19 protein-coding genes are annotated in these 20,793 nt (G+C 57.9%); 10 read left to right on the top strand and 9 right to left on the bottom strand.

All coding sequences use genetic code 11. The features are described from left to right. Nucleotides 1–63: 63 nt before the first annotated feature. The 8 genes from L1A08_RS02715 to L1A08_RS22685 all read left to right on the top strand — a co-directional run bounded on the left by L1A08_RS02715 (nt 64) and on the right by L1A08_RS22685 (nt 8,560). Nucleotides 64–1,206, top strand: a complete 1,143-nt coding sequence (locus L1A08_RS02715) for an MraY family glycosyltransferase (protein WP_238753917.1) — start codon at nt 64–66, stop codon at nt 1,204–1,206. A gap of 37 nt (nt 1,207–1,243) precedes the next feature. Further along, nucleotides 1,244–3,520, top strand: a complete 2,277-nt coding sequence (locus tag L1A08_RS02710) for an O-antigen ligase family protein (protein ID WP_238753914.1) — start codon at nt 1,244–1,246, stop codon at nt 3,518–3,520. 156 nt (nt 3,521–3,676) lie between these two features. After that, entirely contained in the window at nt 3,677–4,822 is a 1,146-nt protein-coding gene (locus L1A08_RS02705; protein ID WP_238753912.1) for a DUF1573 domain-containing protein, read from the top strand. A 116-nt stretch (nt 4,823–4,938) separates the two neighbouring features. Next, nucleotides 4,939–6,519, top strand: a complete 1,581-nt coding sequence (locus tag L1A08_RS02700; protein WP_238753910.1) for a multiheme c-type cytochrome — start codon at nt 4,939–4,941, stop codon at nt 6,517–6,519. A 117-nt stretch (nt 6,520–6,636) separates the two neighbouring features. After that, nucleotides 6,637–6,969, top strand: a complete 333-nt coding sequence (locus L1A08_RS02695; protein ID WP_238753908.1) for a DUF971 domain-containing protein — start codon at nt 6,637–6,639, stop codon at nt 6,967–6,969. Nucleotides 6,970–7,001: 32 nt separating this feature from the next. Then, on the top strand, nt 7,002–7,574 hold the full coding sequence (gene cyaB / locus L1A08_RS02690) for a class IV adenylate cyclase (protein WP_238753906.1): 573 nt from the start codon (nt 7,002–7,004) through the stop codon (nt 7,572–7,574). Nucleotides 7,575–7,695: 121 nt separating this feature from the next. Then, nucleotides 7,696–8,217 (top strand): UvrB/UvrC motif-containing protein, encoded by a 522-nt coding sequence (locus L1A08_RS02685; RefSeq protein WP_238753904.1) that lies wholly within the window; start codon nt 7,696–7,698, stop codon nt 8,215–8,217. Continuing rightward, nucleotides 8,159–8,560, top strand: coding sequence for a translation initiation factor (locus L1A08_RS22685; protein WP_315860538.1), 402 nt, complete (start codon nt 8,159–8,161; stop codon nt 8,558–8,560). Before L1A08_RS02685 ends, L1A08_RS22685 begins: the two co-directional genes overlap by 59 nt. Before the next feature lie 68 nt (nt 8,561–8,628). Here L1A08_RS22685 and L1A08_RS02675 read toward each other — a convergent pair whose 3' ends face one another. Continuing rightward, entirely contained in the window at nt 8,629–9,426 is a 798-nt protein-coding gene (locus L1A08_RS02675) for a 3-keto-disaccharide hydrolase (protein WP_238753900.1), read from the bottom strand. Nucleotides 9,427–9,637: 211 nt separating this feature from the next. On the opposite strand from L1A08_RS02675, the gene L1A08_RS02670 reads away from it, so the two are divergent. Then, complete coding sequence (locus tag L1A08_RS02670) at nt 9,638–10,489, top strand: hypothetical protein (RefSeq protein WP_238753897.1); 852 nt, start codon at nt 9,638–9,640, stop codon at nt 10,487–10,489. A gap of 5 nt (nt 10,490–10,494) precedes the next feature. Then, complete coding sequence (locus tag L1A08_RS02665; RefSeq protein WP_238753895.1) at nt 10,495–11,175, top strand: TVP38/TMEM64 family protein; 681 nt, start codon at nt 10,495–10,497, stop codon at nt 11,173–11,175. Nucleotides 11,176–11,289: 114 nt separating this feature from the next. Here the strand turns inward: L1A08_RS02665 and L1A08_RS02660 are convergent, their stop codons facing one another. From L1A08_RS02660 to L1A08_RS02625, 8 genes are all read right to left on the bottom strand, one after another. After that, nucleotides 11,290–12,225, bottom strand: a complete 936-nt coding sequence (locus tag L1A08_RS02660) for an endonuclease/exonuclease/phosphatase family protein (RefSeq protein WP_238753893.1) — start codon at nt 12,223–12,225, stop codon at nt 11,290–11,292. 34 nt (nt 12,226–12,259) lie between these two features. Continuing rightward, the gene (locus tag L1A08_RS02655; protein ID WP_238753891.1) at nt 12,260–13,111 is read right to left on the bottom strand and encodes a hypothetical protein; all 852 of its coding nucleotides are present in this window, start codon (nt 13,109–13,111) and stop codon (nt 12,260–12,262) included. Nucleotides 13,112–13,132: 21 nt separating this feature from the next. Then, nucleotides 13,133–14,011 carry a hypothetical protein gene (locus L1A08_RS02650; protein WP_238753889.1) on the bottom strand — a complete coding sequence of 293 codons (879 nt, stop codon included), beginning with the start codon at nt 14,009–14,011 and terminating at the stop codon, nt 13,133–13,135. 2 nt (nt 14,012–14,013) lie between these two features. Beyond that, nucleotides 14,014–15,858, bottom strand: a complete 1,845-nt coding sequence (locus L1A08_RS02645) for a hypothetical protein (protein ID WP_238753887.1) — start codon at nt 15,856–15,858, stop codon at nt 14,014–14,016. A 3-nt stretch (nt 15,859–15,861) separates the two neighbouring features. After that, on the bottom strand, nt 15,862–17,187 hold the full coding sequence (locus tag L1A08_RS02640; protein ID WP_238753885.1) for a DUF6754 domain-containing protein: 1,326 nt from the start codon (nt 17,185–17,187) through the stop codon (nt 15,862–15,864). Nucleotides 17,188–17,199: 12 nt separating this feature from the next. Further along, nucleotides 17,200–18,327, bottom strand: coding sequence for a hypothetical protein (locus tag L1A08_RS02635; RefSeq protein ID WP_238753883.1), 1,128 nt, complete (start codon nt 18,325–18,327; stop codon nt 17,200–17,202). A gap of 30 nt (nt 18,328–18,357) precedes the next feature. Further along, nucleotides 18,358–20,082 (bottom strand): glutamate mutase L, encoded by a 1,725-nt coding sequence (locus L1A08_RS02630; protein ID WP_390896841.1) that lies wholly within the window; start codon nt 20,080–20,082, stop codon nt 18,358–18,360. A gap of 102 nt (nt 20,083–20,184) precedes the next feature. After that, nucleotides 20,185–20,565 carry a hypothetical protein gene (locus L1A08_RS02625; protein WP_238753879.1) on the bottom strand — a complete coding sequence of 127 codons (381 nt, stop codon included), beginning with the start codon at nt 20,563–20,565 and terminating at the stop codon, nt 20,185–20,187. Nucleotides 20,566–20,793 lie beyond the last annotated feature (228 nt).

The raw sequence follows: 20,793 nt of genomic DNA, 5'->3' as shown, positions 1-20,793 counted from the left end.
TGCCGCCGCCTCGTTGCTCGACGTGGCGGCGGCCCCTGAATGCACCCGGAGCCAGAGAGTCCCTTGGTTAACTTGCTGTTTACTGTCGGGTGCGTCGTTCCGGCCTTTTTGATTTCGCTCATCGTCACACGGCAGATGATCCGTTCGGCTCCGTATCTGGGGCTGGTCGATCTTCCGGCTGAACGGAAGGTGCACGCAGCGCCGACTCCGCTGGGCGGAGGCGTGGGCATCGTCTGCGGCGTGATTGTCCCGCTGGCTCTGGCGAATGTGCTGGTCTGGGCCATCACTGCAGGATACCTGCCGGATACCTGGCTTCCCGAAACGGTCCGGGCTCATCTCCCCGGTGTCCTTTACCGGGCTCCCCAGATGTGGGGCATTCTGACGGCCGGGCTGCTGCTCAGCATCATCGGTCTGGTTGATGACGTGAAACCGGTCTCGTGGCGATTGCGACTAGGCATTCAGTTTCTCGTAGCCGGCGCGGTGGTCGCGGCAGGTGCCCGGGCGACGCTGTTCGTTCTCCCTGATCCAGTGGCCTGGGCCGTAACTGTGTTCTGGCTCGTGCTGTTGATCAACTCGCTGAATTTTCTGGACAATATGGACGGGCTCACCGGGGGAATCAGCCTGATCGCCGCGACGATGTTCGCCGTCATCATGCTGACTCAGACGTCCGAACCTCGCTGGCTGGTCGCGGGAATGCTCCTCGTGATCGCGGGAGCATGTGCTGGTTTTCTGGTCTGGAACTGGACTCCGGCAAAGATTTTCATGGGCGATGCCGGGAGCACATTTCTCGGCCTGATGCTCGGCTGCCTGACGGTGCTCGGCACCTTCTACGATGAAAGCAGCAGTGACACCCATGTTATCCTGGCTCCGCTGTGCGTTCTGGCCGTCCCGTTGTACGATTTCATATCGGTCATGTTTATCCGCCTGAAGCGGGGACTCAGTCCGTTTCATCCGGACAAGAATCACTTTTCGCATCGACTCACCGATCTGGGACTGTCGCGGAAGAACGCCGTTTTGACGATCCACCTGTGTACGCTCACGACCGGACTCGCCGGGCTGCTGCTGTATCGGCTTCCGGGATGGGGATCAGCCTGGACGATTATCCTGCTCGTCGTTTGCGTTCTGGGAATCATCGGAATTCTGGAGACGGCGGGTCGGCGTGCCGCCCGGGATCGATCGATGACCGATCAGGCCGAAACCAGATAGATCTTCCGCGACCAGTAATACGAGAGGCAAACCCAGTATGCAGGAGGCATCCCGGCGACCATCCGACTCTCCAGAGAACGGTCCTTCGGCTGGCCATTCCCGTTGGCTCTCATTCGGCTGGTGTGCGATCAATGTATTGCTATGGGCTCAGCTGTTTGTTCCTCCCGAGGCGACCGTGAATGGGGACCTCGTCCTGTTGCACGCGCCCTGGCTGATGGGGCTGGCCGTTGTTGGTTGGCTCCTCTTCAAATGGCGGACACAACCGATCGCCTTTGACGGACTCGATCTTTGCGTGCTGCTGCTTGGGCTCGGGCCGATCCTTTCTTTCGGAATGCTCTGGGCCACTGGCGGACAGCTTCGAACCGGCGTCTTTGTTGTTCTGGGGTGGCTGGCAACCGTCGTCAGCGTCCTGCTCTTGCGACGGTTCGCCAACTCGCAATCGCTGCAGTTGACTCTCTGCGTCCTGCTTGTTGCTGGAGCGGCTCATTCATCATTAGGGATCTATCAGCATTACGTTTTCTACGATGCAGCTGAGGCGGAAGTCCTCCCGCTGATCGAGGAGTTTCAGGACGTATCGGCACAGCTCGAGACCGGACACGCTTCAGAGTTCCTGACGACCCGCCTGAAAGAAAAGCGAGCCCTCCTGGAACGGGAGTTGAGTCAACTCGGTGTTCCGCTGGAGACCCACGCTCAGCAGATGTTTCTGCAGCGACTGCGGGACAGTCGCGAACCCTTCGGATTCTTCGCCCTGGCGAACACCCTGGGGGGATTTCTGGCGGTCGGCCTCGTGCTGACAAGCGGGTTGTTCCTCGCCGTTCCGAAAGGTCCCCATGCGACATCCCGTCGGATCGGCATCGCCGTCCTGTGGATGCTGCTGGCCTATTGCCTGCTCCTGACGAAGAGTCGAACCGCCTGGGTCGGGGCGTCTGTGTCACTGGGTGGGGTATTTCTCTTCTACGTGTTCCGTAGCGCGAATCGGAAGACGCTGCTCAAGTACGGCACCACGCTCACGGTTGTCCTCGCGATCTTCGTTGCGATCGCCTTCGGTTCAGGCAGTCTTGATAAGCAGGTCGTTTCCGAAGCCGGTAAGTCGTTGCGGTATCGTCTCGACTTCTGGCGGGGTTCACTGGCGATGCTCAGCGAGTCACCCTTGCTCGGAGCAGGCCCCGGAAACTTTCGGCAACACTACCTGGCTCACAAGCTGCCGCGGTCGAGCGAAGAGATTCTCGATCCACACAACCTCTGGCTTGATGCCGCGGCGGGAGGCGGCGTGATCGCGTCTGGAGCAGTCATTGCTCTTTTGATTCTGCTGTTATTGCGTGTGCTACGAGGACCTGCGTCGTTAGAACGTTCTGGTGAAGTGGCGACACCGATCAGTGGCTACGCAGCGTCGGTGGTACTCTGCTCGTCGGTCTTATTATCGAGCATACTCAGTCCGCCCGAATCGGCTCGCTTCCTCGAAGAGACTCTGTTCTGGACGCTGGTCTCGGGATCTCTCGGTTTGCTGTTATGGGCGATGATGCGTGAAACGAAACTGCCGACTTCCGTCTGGCGGTGGGCGGGGCTGGCTCTGTTGATTCATCTGCATGGAGCAGGAGGCTTCTCGATGCCGGTGATCATCCAACTGCTGCTTGTTCTCACGGTCGGCATCGAGCCAATCCGGCAAAGAACCTCGTTCTCCGGACGACGGACGGGACTTGTCCTTCTGGTGACAGGAGGCGGATTGTTTCTGTCGAGTTTGTATCTGGCGGTTCTGCCACGGCTCAGTGAATCTGCGGCGATTGCGGATCTGACGCGATCCCGCAGTCCGGCGGAGACGGTTCGCCGAAGTCAGGAGTGGGCCGAAGCCGACTTCTGGAACCCGCAGCCCTGGCAACAGATTGCAGCGGCGAAGGCTTCTCCGCGTGACGAAGCTCCGAGTCCGCAGGCGTTGAAGGAAGCCCTGGCGGCGACGGATGAGGCGATTGCCCGCGATCCTCTGAGTTATCAACTCCAGTCGGAGCGCGCGGATCTATGGACTCGGCTTTACCAGATCCATGAAGAGGCAGCGACTCTGGAGAAGGCGATCGCGGCCCGCGAAAGAGCGATCGAGATTTATCCTGCGAATTCGGAACTGCAGTTCGAACTCGCCTCCACGCTGTTCGACGCCGGTCGAAACGATGCGGCTGCAGCGGTCGCCAAGCAATCGCTGGACCTCGACCGCATCAATCGCGAGTACGGCCATACGGACCGCTATCTGACCGAGGATCAGCTGGCCATCTTGCAGAAAATCGTGGAGAAGGTCCCAGACAGTCCAACATCATCCGGTGATTGACGTAATTCCATGTGGGGACTGCGCATAAGATGCGTTCAGGCATTCCTCAGGGTGGCGTCAGATCAGTGATTGGGTAGAATCGGCCATTCTGTAGTTCCTCACGCTCAATCCCGTTTCCTCACAACGACTTCGAACAAATCCATGAATTGGGCTCGAATGAAGACCGATCTTTTCTGCACGTCGTGTTGCTCCCTGATGGTGATGACGTTCTTCCTCGCCGCGATCGCCGGCTGTACCGATGATCTCAGCGTCTCGGAAGAAACCGCGAAGAAGGCCGATCTCAGTCTCCCTCCCGGCGCCCCGGCACCGGCCGTGGTGATCGACGAACCGGTCCACGATTTCGGGAACATGGAGGTCGGGCAGACGCTGCGTCACGAGTTCACGATTCGAAACGAGGGTGAAGGGATTCTGAAGCTCGTGAAAGATCGTTCCACGTGCAAGTGCACGATGGCCGACTTCGAAGAGCGCGAAGTTGCTCCGGGAGAATCGACCTCGATTACGCTGGAGTGGATCGGCAAGGTCGAAGACCCGGCATTCAGTCAGGCCGCCTTCATCAAAACGAACGATCCCGATATCGAAGAGGTCTCGCTCACGGTCACCGGACGGGTTGATGCCACTTGGGAAATCACGCCTGCCGGCGTCTGGAACCTTGGAGAGCTGTCGCGGGAGAAACCGACGACCTTTACGGGAGCCATTTCTTCCCGGGTGAAAGGCGACTTCGAGCTGGTGAAAGCCACCAGCGACAGTGAACTGGTCACCGTGAACATCGAGCCGATGACCGATGAGCAGCTCAAGGAAAAGCTTGCCAAGGGCGGATACCTTATCGAAGGGGAAGTTGCGCCCGGGGCACCGATTGGCGAGTTCGTGGCCGACGTCCGACTCGACCTTATTGTGGAAGGCGAAGAGGAGTGGACCACGTTCAAACTGCAGGGCTACCATTCAGGTCCCGTGCAGATTCTCGGACCATCCGGCTGGCAGGCGTCGAACATGCTGCTGGTGCTTGGCCGGTTCGATCGGAAAGAAGGAAAATCTGTTAACCTCTCGATGTTCGTCCGCGACAACAATGGCGCTCCCATCAACGTAACCGATGTCGAGGCGAAGCCGGATTTCATTGAATTCGAGATGACCAAGGACGAGAAGTTTCAGGCCGAGAATCGGGAGCGGTATGAAATCCGAATTTCGGTTCCGCCCAATTCTCCTTCGATGAACAACGATCGAGTGAATTCCGGGAAGATCATCGTGACGACCGATAACAAGCTCGTGCCGAAGATGATCTTCAACGTTCACGGGCTGAGCTACTGATCAGAAAGGCTCGACAAAGCCGCTGGAAAACCGGTTTGCCTCATTCCGGCAGATGCGATATCGTCCCGCCGTTGGACGAACGGGCCGCCTGATCGAAACACAAAGGACTGAGTTCGATGTTTCATGCATCTTCTAAGAGGTTCTGGAGAACCTGCTGGCCGCTTCTACTGGCACCGATTGTGGCCATCGGCTGCTGGTTTCAGGGGGTCAGCCAGGATCAGACCGACTCCGGAATGTCGATCTCGACTCCTGCGGCTCGTCCCGTGTCTCAGGATGAAGCCCCAGAGCCGATTGTCGAGGGCTGGTCAAAGCCCGAACTGGCGATCATTTTCACGGGCGAAGCTCATGGTTATATGGAGCCCTGCGGTTGCTCGGAAACTCAGTCGGGCGGCATCTCCCGGCGAGCCGATCTGTTTCGCCAGTTGCGTGAAGACAAGGGCTGGAACGTAATTGGCCTCGATCTCGGCGACTTCGTGAAGCGGACCCGCCGGCAGGATCAGATCAAGTTCGGCGTCATGCACACGGCTCTGGCGGATATGGGGTACGATGCGATGACGCTTGGGCCCTCCGATCTCAAGTTGCAGGTCGACTATCTCTTCTCGACGGTTTCAAACTCAACCGATCCAGAAACCGAGTTGCCCTATATCTCCGCCAATGTGGTATTTTACGACACCCCGGACATTGGCAGTCCCGCGCGATCGCGGGTGATCGACGTCGACGGAACCAAAGTGGGCGTTACCGGCGTGATCGGAGAGAAATTCGCCGAGAAGGTGAGCGCCGGTTCTGATAACAGTCTGCTTCGGATCGATGACCCCGTCGCCAGCCTGAAGCCGGTCGTTGAGGATCTGAAGGCTCAGGGATGTGAGCTGCTGGTTCTGCTTTCTCAGTCGTCCCGTACGGAAACGTCGCGCATTCTGGAACAGGTTCCCGATTTCGATCTCTGTCTGAGGGGGGGAGGACCGGAGGATCCGAATGGCGTTCCCCAGGAAGTGGGGAAAACGACCGTCATCGAGGCCGGCCGCAAAGGGAAGTACGCCGGAGTCCTTGGCTATTTTCCGGGCCAGGAGAAGAAATTTCGCTACGAGCTGGTCGATCTCGATAAGGAACGCTTTCGTCGAACGCCGGCGATGGAAAACCATATGGCGTTCTACCAGGACCTGCTGAAGGAACAGCAGATTGTGCAGAGCGAACCTGCCGTTCCACATCCTGATGGGCATAAGTTTGTCGGTTCCGAGAAATGCGGCACCTGTCACACGAAGGCCTTCGCTAAATGGAAAGAATCGCGGCACAGTCATGCCACTGAGACGCTGATCAGCGGGCACGAACGCTATGCGGAAGTTCCGTGGATTAATCGAGTGCATGATCCGGAATGTCTGGCCTGCCATTCGGTCGGCTGGAATCCTCAGGAAGTGTTTCGGTACGAGAGTGGCTTTGTGAGTATGGATCAGTCGCCCCACCTGGCCGGACAGGGCTGCGAAAACTGCCACGGTCCCGGCAGCCATCACACCACTCTGGAAGAGACGTTCAAAGAAACCGGTCAGAACAATCCGGACCTCGCGTCCGCTCGAGAGGCGATGAAAATCGACCTGGTGACAGCCGAGAAGAAGCTGTGTGTGAAGTGCCACGACTTCGAGAACAGTCCGAAATTCAACTTCCAGACCTATTGGCCGAAGGTGCAGCATCGCGGCAAGGATTGAGGGGGCGGTCCGGTTGTCCCGACAGGTGGGATTCGCAACAATTCCTTCATCGACCCCCTATCAATCGAGGTTCCTCGGCCCGATGAGCCGTGGAAACGCTACCCGGGAAATCCCGCGATGACTGTCTCGCCTCCGGAGAATATTACTGCCCGCCTTTCCGATCAGATGCTCGTCTGCAGCTGGTCGGAAGAGGACCGCTTTGAGTTTCCGTTCCGTGTCCTTCGGGGGCTGTGTCCCTGTGCCAACTGCGTGAATGAGTTTACCGGCGAGCGGACATTTTTTGTCGACGATGCCCCGGAAGATATCCAACCCGGCAAGATGGAACTGGTCGGGAATTACGCGGTGAAGATCTACTGGAGCGATGGCCACAGCACCGGGCTCTATACCTGGAAGTATCTCCGGTCGATTCAAGTGGAAATGGATCGCCAGGCCGAGCAGCAACAGCACTGAATTCTGGAAAGAGGGAGAAACAAACCTCCGTGATGCACTACGAAGTTGAAGTCAAATATCCCGTTCACGATCTCGATGTCCTCCGCCAGTCGCTCGATGGCCTGGGCGCAGTCTGCGAAGACTCTGTCGAACAGGAAGATCTCTACTTCGGGCATCCGCTGCGGGATTTCGCTTCGACCGATGAAGCCTTCCGAATCCGCCGGACCGACAATCGAAATGGAATGACCTACAAGGGGCCGCTCCTCGATCAGGAGACCAAGAGCAGACAGGAGGTTGAGGTCGATCTGGGAGACGGAGTCGAGCAGAATCGAAAAATGCAGGTGATTCTGGAACAGCTCGGGTTCAGTGTCGTCCATTGTGTGAAAAAATCCCGTGAGATCTACCACCTGCCCGACGAAGATCGCGAGGTGGAGATCGTGATCGATCATGTGGACGGTCTCGGCACTTACGTCGAGCTCGAATGCGTATCCGAGGAAAGCCAGTTCGAAGAAACACGAAAATGGATTCTCGATCTGGCTCAAAGATTGCACCTTGGACCGAAGGTCGAACGACGCAGCTACCTGCGATTGTTGCTCGATCGCCTGGCAGAGTCGACAGCCTCCTGACAGATACGGATTTTCGCGGCACTGAAATCGCACGCCTCGTGGACCATCGCTTATAATCGAGCTTCTGATTTTCTTGATCCTCAGACAGCCTTGCCTGTCCGAACTGATTGGCTGAGTTCTTATGAAACCATGTTCCGTCTGCTCCAAGCCGGCCGTTTATCACGTCACGATGCTTAAGGATGGCGACGTGAAAGAACTGCACTTCTGCGAGTCGCACTTCTACGAATACATGCATAAGTCCGATCAGAAGTCGCCGGAAGAATCGTTTGTCGAATCGCTGCTGCCCGATTCCGAAATGGATGAGCGGACTTCGGAAGACGAGACCATGGTCTGTCCGAACTGTGGGATCACCTACAAGGAGTTCCGTGAGTCGGGCCGCTTCGGCTGCCCGCATGACTACGAATCGTTCCGCATGCGACTGTTGCCGCTGCTCGAGAACATCCATAACGACACGGTCCATCGAGGCAAGCGTCCCCAGCGGGCTCCACTCGATAGTGAGAATCAGTTCCGACTCATACAGCTGCGACGTGATCTGAGCGAAGCGGTGGAACAGGAAAACTACGAACAGGCGGCTCAGATCCGCGATGAAATTCGTAAAGTCGAAACCGAACTCGGCGGTTCCGCAGGCAAGCAGGGGGCCTGAATCCGTGGGAATGTTCGCAGGAACGCAGTTTGATCGTCCGCCGCATTGCGAACGATGTGATCGGCTTGAATCGGAGTGTGTCTGCCCACCTGAAGTGCCGGCGTCCATTTCACCCGCTTCTCAGAAGCTCAAGGTGAGTCTGGAGAAACGGAAACGCGGGAAATCGGTCTCGGTCGTGCAGGGCTTCGCCGATGATCCCCCAGCTCTGCAGAACGTGCTGACGAAGCTGAAAACCGTCTGCGGGGCAGGGGGAACGCTGAAAGACGGCGCCATCGAGATCCAGGGCGATCACCAGTCCCGAATTTGCAGCGTGCTTGCTGAAATGGGCTACGTCGTTCGCTGACGGATTTTCTCACCGACTTTGCATCACATGCCCACGCAAGCCGTGGGCATGTGCCTGACCCCGAGTTCTCAGTCTTCCAAAATCATCAGTTCGACTTTGCGGAAGTCGATCGGGTGGCTTTCCGACTGCAGTGAAATCGTGCCGCCGGAGAGCATCACGCTTCCCTGTTCATCGGCAAGCTCTTTGGCGTGCTCATCGCGAGGATCGAGCTGGGGTTCAAAGTATTCAAGGACGAGATCGCCGTTGACGAAGTGGCGGAAGCTCTTATTTCCGCGGACTTCGACTTCGACGGTTACCCACTGATCGCCGTGATAGGTTTCTGAGCTAGAACTCGTGCAGTGTGGCGTGAACAGTTTGTCGTTCATGACAACGTTCGTGCCGGGCGAGCAGAGATTCGCCGTGGTTCGATCCTTCGTCCCGTTTCCGCCGAGGAACTGAACCTCGATCGACGTCGGGAAATCCTGGTCAACCGTCATCTTTTTCGGATCTTCGCCGTGCAGCATGGCTCCGCTGTTTCGCAGTGCCCAGCCTTCGCCGCCGGGGCACTGATCGCCGACAAACCGATACTCCACTCGCAGTTTGTAGTTTGAATAGGGCGTCTTATAGAACAGATGCCCGAACTGGCGGTCAAACTTCTCGTACTTGTCATACCGGACCTGCAGCAGGCCATCTTCGACCCGGAACGTGTCGCCGAAGTTGTCGCCCAGAGGTTTGCCTTTGATCTTTGGCGTCCAACCCTCGAGGTTTTTTCCATTGAAGAGCGGAATCCACTTTCCAGACTGCTCCGGCTCGGCGGCACGGATTTGATTCACGGAGAGGCCACTGGTCACGAGGCAGAGAAGAACGATGAGAGCTCGGCGAAGCATGAGATTTCCCGTCAGACAAGAATTGAACAGCAAATGTTGATCGGTTCATTGTGAAGTACGCGGATGCCGGGGGCAAGTCTGCTGAGGATTCGAGACCCCTTGCAGATTGCCATCGAGATTCACGTTGAGTCAATCGGCGGGAATCGATACTTTACGGCCGCCCGAGCCATCGCTGGACCAGCGGGCGCGGCTGCAAAATCTGCCTATTTCGATGTCGTCACTCAAACTGGACAAGACCGTGCGAGCAATTCTGACTGTTACTGCCGCCCTGATCCTGTGCCTGTCGGGTCTGGCCCAATGCGGATTCGCTCAGGATTACCGCATTTATACACGCGTCTTCCGCGAGACGGGCGGCGCCCAGAGTTCGCGTCCCGAAGTGATTTCGCGCAGTCTGACGCTCTGGCATGCCGGAAAAGCGTACGACTGGATCGATATGGTGGGCGAACTGGTGATCTACGATCCCGCGCAGCAACGGTATACGATTGTGAGTGGAAGTCATCGCAAAGGGTGCACAGTCGAATTCAGCGAGTTACGGCACTACCTCAAGGTGGCCCGCTCGAAGGCCAGCGACTACGTCGATGAAGTTTCTCAGACCGATTCCGCGGATGCGGCAGCCGAGATCGAACGAATTCGCTTCCAGGTCGACCCACAGTTCGACATTACCGATGGCAGTGAAGCGAACGAAGTCCTTTTCTCCAGTCCGGTGATGCAGTATTCGATCCAGACCGTCCCCGCACCCAACGGGGATGTGGCGGAGACGTTTCGGCTGTACACCGATGGAGCCGCTCAACTCAATTACATGTTGCATGGTCAATCCTCACTTCCCGGGCCGCGGTTGAAGATCAACGAAGAGCTCGTCCGCAGAAATCTGCTGCCCGTGCGCGTTCAGCTGACTCGGAAGGATGAGGCCCGGACGGTTCTGACTGCCGAGCACAGTATTCAGTGGAGTCTGAGCCCTCAGGACCGGACACGGATTCGCGACTGGCAGTCGATGTTGCAGAATCAGCACTTCGAGTTTGTCTCGTTTCAGGACTACCAGCGAGCGATGCTCGAGAAACCGTAGTCGCGATGAATTCTGAGAGCGAAGACCAGGCCGGACTATCCACAAGACGATCGCTGAAACGACTGATCCTCGTTTTTGTCCTGATCCTGCTGGTGCCCATCATTCCTTTTCTGGTGCTGGGCGACGTTTTTGAGGCGAGTCAACTGGAGTGGTTGAAAGCTTCCGTCACGCCGGAGCGAACCGCGAACCTGCTGCTGCTTCTGCTCGCGGTCGATATCTTTCTTCCAGTTCCGTCGAGCGGAGTCATTACCTACGGTGGCAGCCAGCTGGGCTTTCTGACGGCGACTCTGTTCGCGACCGTCGGGCTGATACTCGGAGCAGCGATCGGCTACGAGATTGCCCGGACGATTGGCCGGCCGGCTCTCCGTCGCTGGGCGAAACCAGACGATGAACAGCTGTTGCACCGCTTCGTCAGGGACTGGGGGACGTTCACGCTGGTCGTTTCCCGACCGCTGCCGATCCTGGGAGAAGCTGCCGTGCTTATGCTCGGAGCAGGGCGGCTGCGGCGAGCGCTGTTCTATCCGGTTCTCGCGCTGACAAATCTGGCCATCGCCGCGGCTTATGCAGCTCTTGGCAGCTGGTTCTCCGATGACCGTTATCTGCCGGTCGTCCTGATTCTTTCCCTGTTCGTCCCTCTCGGCTTCACTCTTCTACTGAAGAAGTGGTTGCCACGCACCGAGAGTTGAAGCATCCTCATGCTTCCCCTTGCAGTCGCATGGGCGCCATCCGACGGCAATGATTGAGTTTGCTCCTGCGTTCGCTGCCATCGGAGTTTGAACTTGCTCGGGACGGCTGCAAAGTCATCGCGAGTTGACTTCGAAGGTTGCGATGACCGGGAAGTGATCCGAATAGCCAATGCGGTCGCGGTAATCGTCAATCGGAAGGGGAATGTTGCGGCCATTGAACGAGCGGCGATCGTTGATCATGAACGACGGCCGATAGATGTGCGACTTCTTCCAGCGAATCGAACCTCCGGAAACGGCCTGTTGATTGATTAGCACCTGATCGAAGCAGTGCAGATTCATCGAACTGGCGTCGCGATCGTAATGCCCGTGAGTCCAACGCAAGTCTTCTGAGATGCTGTTCATCGTATTGCGAAGGCCCTGCTTCTCCAAATATTTCAGCGACTCGTCCGTCGGATCGTCGTTGAAATCACCGACAAGCACCACGGGGACGGGACGCCCTTCGATGCCGTAGATCAGTTCCTGAATGCAGTCGGCGGCAGCTTTCGCACATGTCAGACGCAGGTTGTTTTCGGAATCGTTCCGGCGACTCTTCCAGTGATTCACGATGACGTAGAACGGGTCGCCAGACGTGGTGAAACGGGCGACGAGTAAATCGCGAGGAAAATCGGGAATGTCGAAAGTCTGCACCGTGCACGGGAAACGGCTGAGGATCGCACAGTCGATGCCGCGAGGGTCGGTGCCGTCGATGAGCGTGAAGTACTTGTATTCACTGCGCGAAAGATAGCCGCTGACGAGTTGTCGGAGAATGGCCATGTTCTCGACCTCGGCCAGTCCGAGAATGTCGGCATCCAGTCCGCGGATGACCTGGGCGTCTTTGCCGAGTCGCTCGCGGACGGTACTCGCCGAGGCTTTCTCGTCGTAGGGGAGCAGAGGATCGTCGTGCTCGTCGAGCAAATTCTGGACATTCCAGAAGGCAATCGTCAGCTCCTCGGCCTCAACCCTTGAAGACACGAGCAGGACAGCCAACAGCAGGCAGATCGAGCGAATCATGTGAACCTTTCACGCGGCGAAACTGGAGCCGCCGTCAGATATTCAGCCATTCCCGGAACAGGAATTCCAGGCGAATTGCCAGCAGAGCAATGCGGCCCATCACGGTCATGCCGAACATGGCTCCGAAGGTCATCATGAGAATCCAGATCCCATACTTGGAAACGCCGCCGACAACGCCTTTATGTTCAATCGAGAAGAAGAAGTATGTCAGGCAGGCGAGCAGGCTCATCACCATGAAGATATTGGTGAAGGAAGTCGCGTAATCAATCCCGCTGCCATTTAATACGACGAACGGCAGGAAGCTGTTCTCGATCTGGCTGAGAAAGTCGGCCTCCAGATAGGCGACCATTCGCAACCCGGCCGTGGTGCCAATAATGAACGCCAGCGGCCAGACCGAAATCCAGCTCATCTTCGGAACGAGCCTCATCAGCAGCATGATACCCAGCACCAGCGGGACGATATAGAACACGCTGGTGGCTTCCGGCTCGGGAGACATTCCCGGCATCGCCCACTGTTGTGTCAGTCCGGGCATGAGTTTGGCGAACAGATTCGGCACGATAGTCGACCAGAAGCCGACCACCATGTAGTAGGCCGCGGAAACGCCCACAACCGTGGCTTCGGCGACTTTGTAGAACGGATTGTCGCGGTACAGAAACGAAAAGATGCAGAGGGTGAAGAAGGCGGCCATCCAGAGGCCAAACGAGCGGGTGTAGCTCAGCTCGGCGATCCCGGCTCGACGGTCAATCTCATCGGCATCGACCCAGTGTCCGTTGACCTGCTTTACGTAATGTCGTCCCGCCTTGCCTTCTGGATCGGTGGCCGTTTGATAGGTCACGAACAGAAGGAAGATGGCGATGAGGCAAGTCCAGATGATGCGTTCGTTCATAATGGCCGTCTTCTCGGCTACCTAGGTCTTGGCTCGGGTCGACTGCAGGACGTAAAGGACGTTGCCGGCGATGATCAGACCGATCATCAGCAGGTGAGCCACGAGCTGGGGCCCCATACGGCGGCGTCCTTCCTGATAGAGAGCTTTCGGCTCTCCTTCGATGTATTTCTCGGTGACGAGCGTCTCGTACTCCGCGGCTCCTTTGATGGCCCCGAGCAGTCCGATGATCTGCTTAGGCACATACGGGTACAGATAAGGCGCCTGAACGCCGGTAACTCCGGCAACCAGATTGATTCGTTCCGGGAAGGCGGCCTTCGCGTACTGTACCCATTCCTTGGCCCCGGGATAGCCGGCACTGACGCAGATAATGAGATCCATGTCCTGCAGGCTCTCGACCCCCTGGCACATCGGAATCTGGTCAATATTCGTCCCGCGAGTGTCGGTGGTGAAGAGCTCCCGCAGATTGGTAATGATCACTTTGATCACCCCTTCGTAGCCCGGCTTGAACCCCAGGTCGACGTAATCCTCGCCGTATTTGAGTTCCGGATAGTCCGTCATCAGCACCCGGTGGATGGACTGCTGGATCATGGGAGGTCCGCCGGGGTAGAGCGTCAGGAAGTACATTTTGACGTTCTTCTCGGCACAGTGCATGACAAACGATGATGCCATCGGTCCGAGTTCTCCTTCCGAACTCGGATCGTAATCGAGCGCGAGCAGAACGCGATCACCTTCTTCGAGTCGCTCGACCTCGTCGAAGACATTGATTGCCTGCTGCGTGGGAACCTCCGGAAAGGTCAACTCCATCAGGATCGGAATGGCGACAGCGAGCAGCATCATCAGAAAGATGTATCTGCGGTCCAGTCCGGCCAGCCGGTTCACGATCGATTGGTACGAGGCCATACTTAATCTTCTCCCGTGCCGAGGTAGGAACGGTCGACACCGAGCAGGATCTTCAACGACGTCGAAACAATGCCAAGTGAGATTCCGATCATGATGGCCCGGTTTCCCGCGGTATTGATGACCGACATGATGAAGACAGTGATGTTTTCAATCTTAAGAGCCGCCAGCGATTCAGGCAGCCAGCTCGTCAGAAGCGGACCGGCATAGGTCCGGCCGAGCAGAATGATGAACGCAGTCGACAGCAGCAGGAAGGCTTCGAAGTTCTTGGCCCGGAAGGCCCGGAAGGCAGCCGAGGCAACATAGAATGCCAGAAGCGAGAACATCGTCGCTGTCAGCGGAGTGAAGGCGTATTCGTAGAGCCACCAAAATGGCGAGCCGGGTTCGACGTAGTTGCCGGACCAGGAATACTTGACCTGATGAGCGGCCATCATCAGAGCATGCATCTGCTCTTCCCACTGGTGTTGTTCCCGGTAGGGGGTGAGCAGGAATTCGTATTGTTCGTCCGACAGAGTCTGGTCGTCCTGTGTTAATGCGGTCGCCAGCAGTCGGTTCCGTTCTCCGATTGTCGGTGTTGCTTCAAGAAACTCGTCCAGAGCGGCCGCCTGACTGTCGGTCCAGTTCCCGCGACTGGCCAGTTCGGGGCCAATCTGCGTCAGCGTCACCGAAGAGTCCGAGATCGCCTCACGAAGATAGGACTTCTGAGCGTCGTTGAGGGTGACATCGGAATCGGCCGGAGGCAGCGAGGTCGTCAGGTTCGTCTCGCCAGCCAGTCGTTCTTCCAGCAGATCACAAGCCGATTTCTGCTGAGACTCGGCAACGCCCGCCTGATCAACCGCGCTAATGAGCTGGTCAGCGGTCCAGCCCGATTCCAGGAGCCCGGGCAGCATATTCTCCTGATCTTCCGACAGTCCGCCTGGCAACGACTTCAATTCGTCGACGAACTGCTGAATCTGTTCCGGGGTCAACGGACGGGTGTGCTGGAAGACATCCGCCAGTTCGTTCTTCATCTCGATGCTGATCGGACCGGTGACGCTCAGTTCTCCCTCGACGATCTCGACACGATCGAGCCACTCGTCGGACGGAGGAAACGCAGCCGGCGGATCGGAAATCGCCATTGTCGTCACATGGCGACTCCGTTCGGCGAGTTGGTCGACAGCCGTGGTCCACGCGGAACCTTCATCGAGATCGCGCAGAGCCTGTTCGGCGTCTTCCGAAAGCGGGCCGCGGGCGGCGAGAGCCCGGTGATCGGCGAAGTAAAGAACTTCTCCAGCCAGCGGATCGGCCGGTCGGGCCTTCTCGGCCAGTTGTTCAACCGCGCACTGCCATTCGAGTTTCAGGTGATAATCGTTGAGATCTTTCTGTTGCCCGGGCGTCATCCAGCCGCGGAACTGCAATTGAGTGACATCCTCACCCTCGGTGGAGTAGCTCAACTGACTGCGAACCGAAGCCGGCAATTCTTTCTCGAACCACTCGGCTGGCAGAGCGACATCGACACTGTAGGTCAAATCCTCCGGCAGTTCTTCAACAGTCAACGGGGCGAAGCTCAGGCCGTAGAATTCCTGGTCAATACTCGGCGAGACATCCCATTTCAGCAGGCCGACAAACAGTGTCAGAAGAAACGTGAGGACGGTAATCAGCGAATACGCCCAGCCTTCTTTCTGATCGCTCACCTTTTTCAGATGGATCTTCAGCAGGTTTCCGCCGCCGAGGATGAAGGCGATAGCCGCGAGGATGTCGAACCAGACCGCGGCTGTTTCGCCCCAGCTGACCGTAGCCGGGATGAACGCCGTGAAGATCAGGACGATCCCACAGGTGGCGGCAATCAGTAACGGAACCGTACGTCGCACCTGTCAGACTCCCGGTGTTCGTCGAAGGTTAAAGAAGTCGGCAAAGGTCCCCGGATTCAAAACGGAGTACAGGAACAGGGCCGCTCCGCAGATGGCAAGCACGATCGCTGCAGCCGGGATGAACGAGATACCGACCGTGACCGACAGGCAGCCGGCGAGGATGCCGATCGCGACAAGAATCTTGCCGACGTCCTGGCCCTTCAGGCTGCCCAGTTCTTCAGGCGAGCCGGAAAGATAGGCGGAAGCCGCGAAAAGCTCTTCGCCAATCAGCGTGTAATCGCAGGCCGCGACAAAGAACGGCAACTGGGACGGCTCGGCTGTCCCGGCGACCTGAATGGCTCCGATCGAGTTCCCGGTCTCGGCCAGAATCAGCGATTCGGCAAAGAACGCCCCCAGATAGAAACAGGCGGCCGGCTTCTCCCGAACCATGTTCCCGGATACGTAGGCGACATAACCGAACTGCTCATCAGTCACATAGTAGGCGAGGTCAGGATTGTAAGCATCGGGGCGGCCGGCGGTGAGATACGAACCCTGCAGTGTTTCGCGGGCGGCTGTCATCACCAGCGCTCGCGAAGTTGGAACTTCGACATCGGCTTCGTATTCAGCGGCCACACGGGCGACGCGGGAGAGAATGTTCAAGCCGGCGATGGTCTGAATGTCGTTCATGTCCTGAATGCCGGGGATGTAGAGGACGGAGCGGCCCATTTCGGTCGCACGTCCCACGGCTTCGTCGACCGCTTCCAGTCCGGCAATCTTGCGAACCTTGAGCGGGCGTCCCCGTTTGGCGATCTCGATGAAGTAAATGACCGACCCACAGATGATGAAGCCGACAAACGCCAGCGGAAACTTCTCGCCGAGGAACCATTGCCGGTGCGTCTGCACGGCCTGTTCGTTCTCAGCGATGATCAGCGACTCGCCCTCTGCAGGGACCCATTTGGCACGGAAGAAATAGTCGGAATCGAGTTCGAGTCCCGAGACCTTACAGGTAATGGTTTGCGCTGCCGCGTCGAGGGTCCAGGATCCATCGTTTGGCGGAATCTGAGCGACGACTTCATACGCTCCGGCGTACTCTTCGGAAATACTGAGTACCAGTTGCCCCGAGGTCGTCGACTCATCGGCCAGGGCGTCGGCAATGGGATCGGTCAGCGGAACGGTGATTTTCAACGAGTCGCCGTTGTCCCACGGGAAATCCTCAATGAGGAGCGGAACTGGTTCCTGAGCCTGGAGCGGCGAACTGATCGCCAGAAGCAACAGGGCGATCAGAGCCAGCGCTGCCGGTGAGAACCAGCGTCGGGCTTCTGAATTCAAGTTGTCGCATTTCGTCGGCATGATGACTTCCCGTCAGTCCGCGATGATTTCGACGTTGGCCCGGGGAACAATGATCTCCGCTCCATCGGGCAGGCTGACACTTAAGACACGTGCTTTTGATCCTGAATCGAGGACCTGAGGTTCTGGCGGAAGAGCGGCAACACGGCCGATCTGTCCGAAGTACGGATCGCGAATCAGCCGCACATTGACACCCGGTTCCAGCAGGCCTTCCACAACACCTTCATCAATTGTCTCGGCCTTTCGATGTTCGGGCAGCGGGATCACGATCTCCGGTCGCATCACGCCTGCTCGAATCTGCGTCGCTCCACTGACGGACGCCTGCTCGCCTTCGCGGGAACAGAGCAGATCGTACGTTCGCTGAGCCATCGCGATATCGCCGAAGCCCTCGGTGATGATGAGCGTGGGACCAATCTTCTCGGTCCCGGTAATCGCTACTCCCAGGTCGTAGCCCAGAATGCTCTTCAGGTCCTGATCGTCAATTCCGCCGGAGACAACCGCTGCTGCTCCGACCTTGATGGCCTCGGCAATTCCTTCCGAAGTCATCCGGGCGCCGCCAATGATGACCGCTCCCCGCATGTCCGCCGTGATCTTGTCTTCGGTCAGTTTGTCGTGCGGGGACGTGCACGCGACCTTGATCGGGCCGAAGGCTTCGCTGCCGATCCCGAAGATGCCCTGAATGAAGCTCACGCTCGATTCGATGACCACGCCGTGCTCGGGCATGACGTCGATCACTTCGCCTTTGACGTAGGCTTTGACCTGCACCGGGATCGGCTCGCCGCGAATGATGACCTGACCGGTAATCCTGGAAACGGTTTCAATCACGCCGGCGGACCGGGAATGGTACGGCGTCTTGAAGAAGCCGAAAATTCCCTTCGACTCAGCGAGAAGGTCCCCCACCTCGACCCGATCGCCAATGTTGACGTGCATGCAGTCCTGAATATCCGCGGGAGCAACAGCCAGCTGATTGGCGAGATTGATCGGGTAAACATTGCCCGGGATGAGTGCTTCGGCGACGACATCCTCGGCTTCGACCCGCTGGCCGCGTTCCACATGGACTGTGCCGGCAATGGGCAGGATCCGCTTGACACGAAGATTCGTGCAGTCGGTCACTTTCAGTCCGGGGGTATACGCGTGAGCCATTGGGGCGGTCTACTCCAGTAGTGTTGTCTCTTAATAAAGGTCGAGGGCTTTGATCCAGCGGGCGACATCGGCCCGGCTGTAACCGGATTGCTCTTCACCGACCACGAGCGGACGTCCGCGGCCATCGAGAATCAGCCCGACCGTCCCGCCATGAACGACCCGTTCGACCGGCTGACCTTTGCCATTGCCGAGGTCGAGCTTGCGATTCGGCTTCACGACCACGGTCGCCGTTTCGTCAGGGCCGAGCGGATACTGTTTGATGTCGCCGGCCATCATTTCGCCCTGCGCCTGAAGGTCGCCGGTGATTTTGTACTCGAAGGCGACTTTGCCCGGCTGCGGCGTGCCGGCTGCGGCGACACAAGTCCCCAGGTAAATGAGGCAGTCTCGCTCGAAGACTTCGAGAGCCGCCTGGGGATGCACCTGCGCGAGCACGCCGAGATGGGGCATCATGAAGATGCTGTCCTTGGCTAGCCGAGTGAAGCCTTCCGGTTCGAACGCATCGATCAGCATGGCCGCGGTCTGTTCCATTCGCGGGGCATGTGAGAGCACTCCACCCGAGGCGACGAGCAGATCGAGCTTCATGTTGTTGACGATGGAACGTCCGCTGCTGTCCTGAACGAACAGATCCCCAACGGTTCGCTGCTGCTGCACGCCTTTGAGCGTTGTCGCGAATTCCTTGTGTTGAACGTAAGCGAGCCGAAGCGCTTCTCGCGAAACGGCCTGCTCGAAGATCAGCGCTTCCAGCGACTGGGGAATCGTGGTTGGGCGGATCATCTTGTTCTTCACGCGATTCCGCAGTTCGCGTTCGTCCATGTCGACGTGCACCCAGCGGAGGATCATCGGCATGGTCGCTTCGGCACAGACATTCGAGATCGAGTAGCTCATCCCGAGGTTCGCACTCACGGTGCGGTTGAACTCGCCATCGAAGACGCTGAAGACATCGGTTGTTGCCCCGCCGATGTCGACCCCGACAGCGTTAATCCCCGACTGATCGGCGATGCTCTTGAGGATGTTTCCGACCGCACCCGGCGTCGGCATGATGGGCGCATCAGCCCAGTCGATGAGTCGATCGTAACCGGGGGCGTGTGCCATAACGTGTTCGAGAAACAGGTCGTGAATTTTGTCGCGAGCCGGTCCGAGATTCTCTTCGTCAAGGGTCGGGCGAACGTTCTCGACCTGCGAAAGTTCGACCGAATCGTCGAAGGTGTTCTGGACCAGCGGCCAGGCCTGTTTGTTGCCAGCGTAGATGACCGGCATCCGGTATTCACTGCCGAAACGCGGTTGCGGCTTGGCCGGCGCGATAAGTTCAGCCAGCTTGACGACGTGCTTCTCGGTGCCACCATCGGTGCCGCCGGACATCAGAATCATGTCCGGACGAAGCTCGCGAATCCGTTGAATCTGCTCGAACGGCTTGCGTTTGTCGTTGGCGGAAATCATATCGAGCACGATTGCCCCGGCTCCGAGGGCAGCTCGTTTGGCGGAAGCGGCGGTCATCTCGCGGACGACGCCCGAGACCAGCATCTGCAGTCCACCGCCGGCACTGGAGGTGGAGATATAGATATCGCAGCCCTCGTTCCCATTGGCGGGGCGGATGATCTGGTTGTTCTCATCAAGCAGACGGCGGCCGGCGAGCTCGCCGATTTCCGCGATGGCATTCGTGACACCGATCGTCACATCCGCAGCGGGTTCCTCAACCGTGGTGGGAGCTTCGCCGCGATAGGTCTGACGATAGTGCCCGTCGATCTTCTCGATCATGATGGCCTTCGTTGTGGTGCTTCCACAATCGGTGGCCAGGATGACGTTGATATTTTCAGGGGATATCACTGGCAGCGGTTTCCATACCGTTGAACGTGTCTGTCAATCTGGGCTGCGTCGCGAGGCTGGCGAATCAGCCGCCTCAGAGGGTAATGCATTCCCCGAGTCCTTGCCACTCTCCAGAGCATCCAGACGGGAACAGACAAGATCGACAGCATCCCGCCGTTCCAGAAACGAGGAGAACTCGCGATACTCCTCGGCAGAAAAAATCGACGTGGCGATCGGCTCGAGAAAGTGCAGGCCCTGCGCGCCGATGTAAGTCAACGGCCGCGACAACTCAAGAAACGCCCCAGCGGCCGGCGTGAGCCGCCGCTTCTGAATTGCCTTTGCAAGCCGATCGAGCATCTCTTCCTGCTTCGGCGTCAGCGGCTCCTTTTCTTTGGAACCGATCGCGAAAGCATGTTTGAGTCGTTCCCACGCCATGATGTTTATTTGCTGTCTGGTCTACTGAGGTGGAGTAGGGGGCGTAGCGGCGGCATCCTGCCGCCGAATTCGGGTGAACAAGGTCGTAGTCTGCCTGTCGCTATTTGTCAGGCCCGTATTCTTGATCAGTTTCAACTTAACATGTTCCCTCGCCCCCTTGGGGGAGAGGGTTAGGGTGAGGGGGAAATGCGGGTGACATGCTCGGCGGGCCGTTGATATCAGGTAGAA

Source organism: Rubinisphaera margarita (genome assembly GCF_022267515.1).
Classification (GTDB): Bacteria; Planctomycetota; Planctomycetia; order Planctomycetales; family Planctomycetaceae; genus Rubinisphaera; species Rubinisphaera margarita.
Note: the sequence above shows the minus strand (reverse complement) of the source record. Positions and strands in the feature narration are given on the sequence as shown.

What these genes read in the sequence shown, in the direction of transcription:
- L1A08_RS02710 (WP_238753914.1), top strand. Translation starts at nt 1,244, where the DNA reads ATGCAGGAGGCATCCCGGCGACCATCCGACTCTCCAGAGAACGGTCCT.
- L1A08_RS02705 (WP_238753912.1), top strand. Translation starts at nt 3,677, where the DNA reads ATGAAGACCGATCTTTTCTGCACGTCGTGTTGCTCCCTGATGGTGATG.
- L1A08_RS02700 (WP_238753910.1), top strand. Translation starts at nt 4,939, where the DNA reads ATGTTTCATGCATCTTCTAAGAGGTTCTGGAGAACCTGCTGGCCGCTT.
- L1A08_RS02695 (WP_238753908.1), top strand. Translation starts at nt 6,637, where the DNA reads ATGACTGTCTCGCCTCCGGAGAATATTACTGCCCGCCTTTCCGATCAG.
- cyaB (WP_238753906.1), top strand. Translation starts at nt 7,002, where the DNA reads ATGCACTACGAAGTTGAAGTCAAATATCCCGTTCACGATCTCGATGTC.
- L1A08_RS02685 (WP_238753904.1), top strand. Translation starts at nt 7,696, where the DNA reads ATGAAACCATGTTCCGTCTGCTCCAAGCCGGCCGTTTATCACGTCACG.
- L1A08_RS22685 (WP_315860538.1), top strand. Translation starts at nt 8,159, where the DNA reads ATGAAATTCGTAAAGTCGAAACCGAACTCGGCGGTTCCGCAGGCAAGC.
- L1A08_RS02675 (WP_238753900.1), bottom strand. Translation starts at nt 9,426, where the DNA reads ATGCTTCGCCGAGCTCTCATCGTTCTTCTCTGCCTCGTGACCAGTGGC.
- L1A08_RS02670 (WP_238753897.1), top strand. Translation starts at nt 9,638, where the DNA reads ATGTCGTCACTCAAACTGGACAAGACCGTGCGAGCAATTCTGACTGTT.
- L1A08_RS02665 (WP_238753895.1), top strand. Translation starts at nt 10,495, where the DNA reads ATGAATTCTGAGAGCGAAGACCAGGCCGGACTATCCACAAGACGATCG.
- L1A08_RS02660 (WP_238753893.1), bottom strand. Translation starts at nt 12,225, where the DNA reads ATGATTCGCTCGATCTGCCTGCTGTTGGCTGTCCTGCTCGTGTCTTCA.
- L1A08_RS02655 (WP_238753891.1), bottom strand. Translation starts at nt 13,111, where the DNA reads ATGAACGAACGCATCATCTGGACTTGCCTCATCGCCATCTTCCTTCTG.
- L1A08_RS02650 (WP_238753889.1), bottom strand. Translation starts at nt 14,011, where the DNA reads ATGGCCTCGTACCAATCGATCGTGAACCGGCTGGCCGGACTGGACCGC.
- L1A08_RS02640 (WP_238753885.1), bottom strand. Translation starts at nt 17,187, where the DNA reads ATGCCGACGAAATGCGACAACTTGAATTCAGAAGCCCGACGCTGGTTC.
- L1A08_RS02635 (WP_238753883.1), bottom strand. Translation starts at nt 18,327, where the DNA reads ATGGCTCACGCGTATACCCCCGGACTGAAAGTGACCGACTGCACGAAT.
- L1A08_RS02630 (WP_390896841.1), bottom strand. Translation starts at nt 20,082, where the DNA reads ATGATCGAGAAGATCGACGGGCACTATCGTCAGACCTATCGCGGCGAA.
- L1A08_RS02625 (WP_238753879.1), bottom strand. Translation starts at nt 20,565, where the DNA reads ATGGCGTGGGAACGACTCAAACATGCTTTCGCGATCGGTTCCAAAGAA.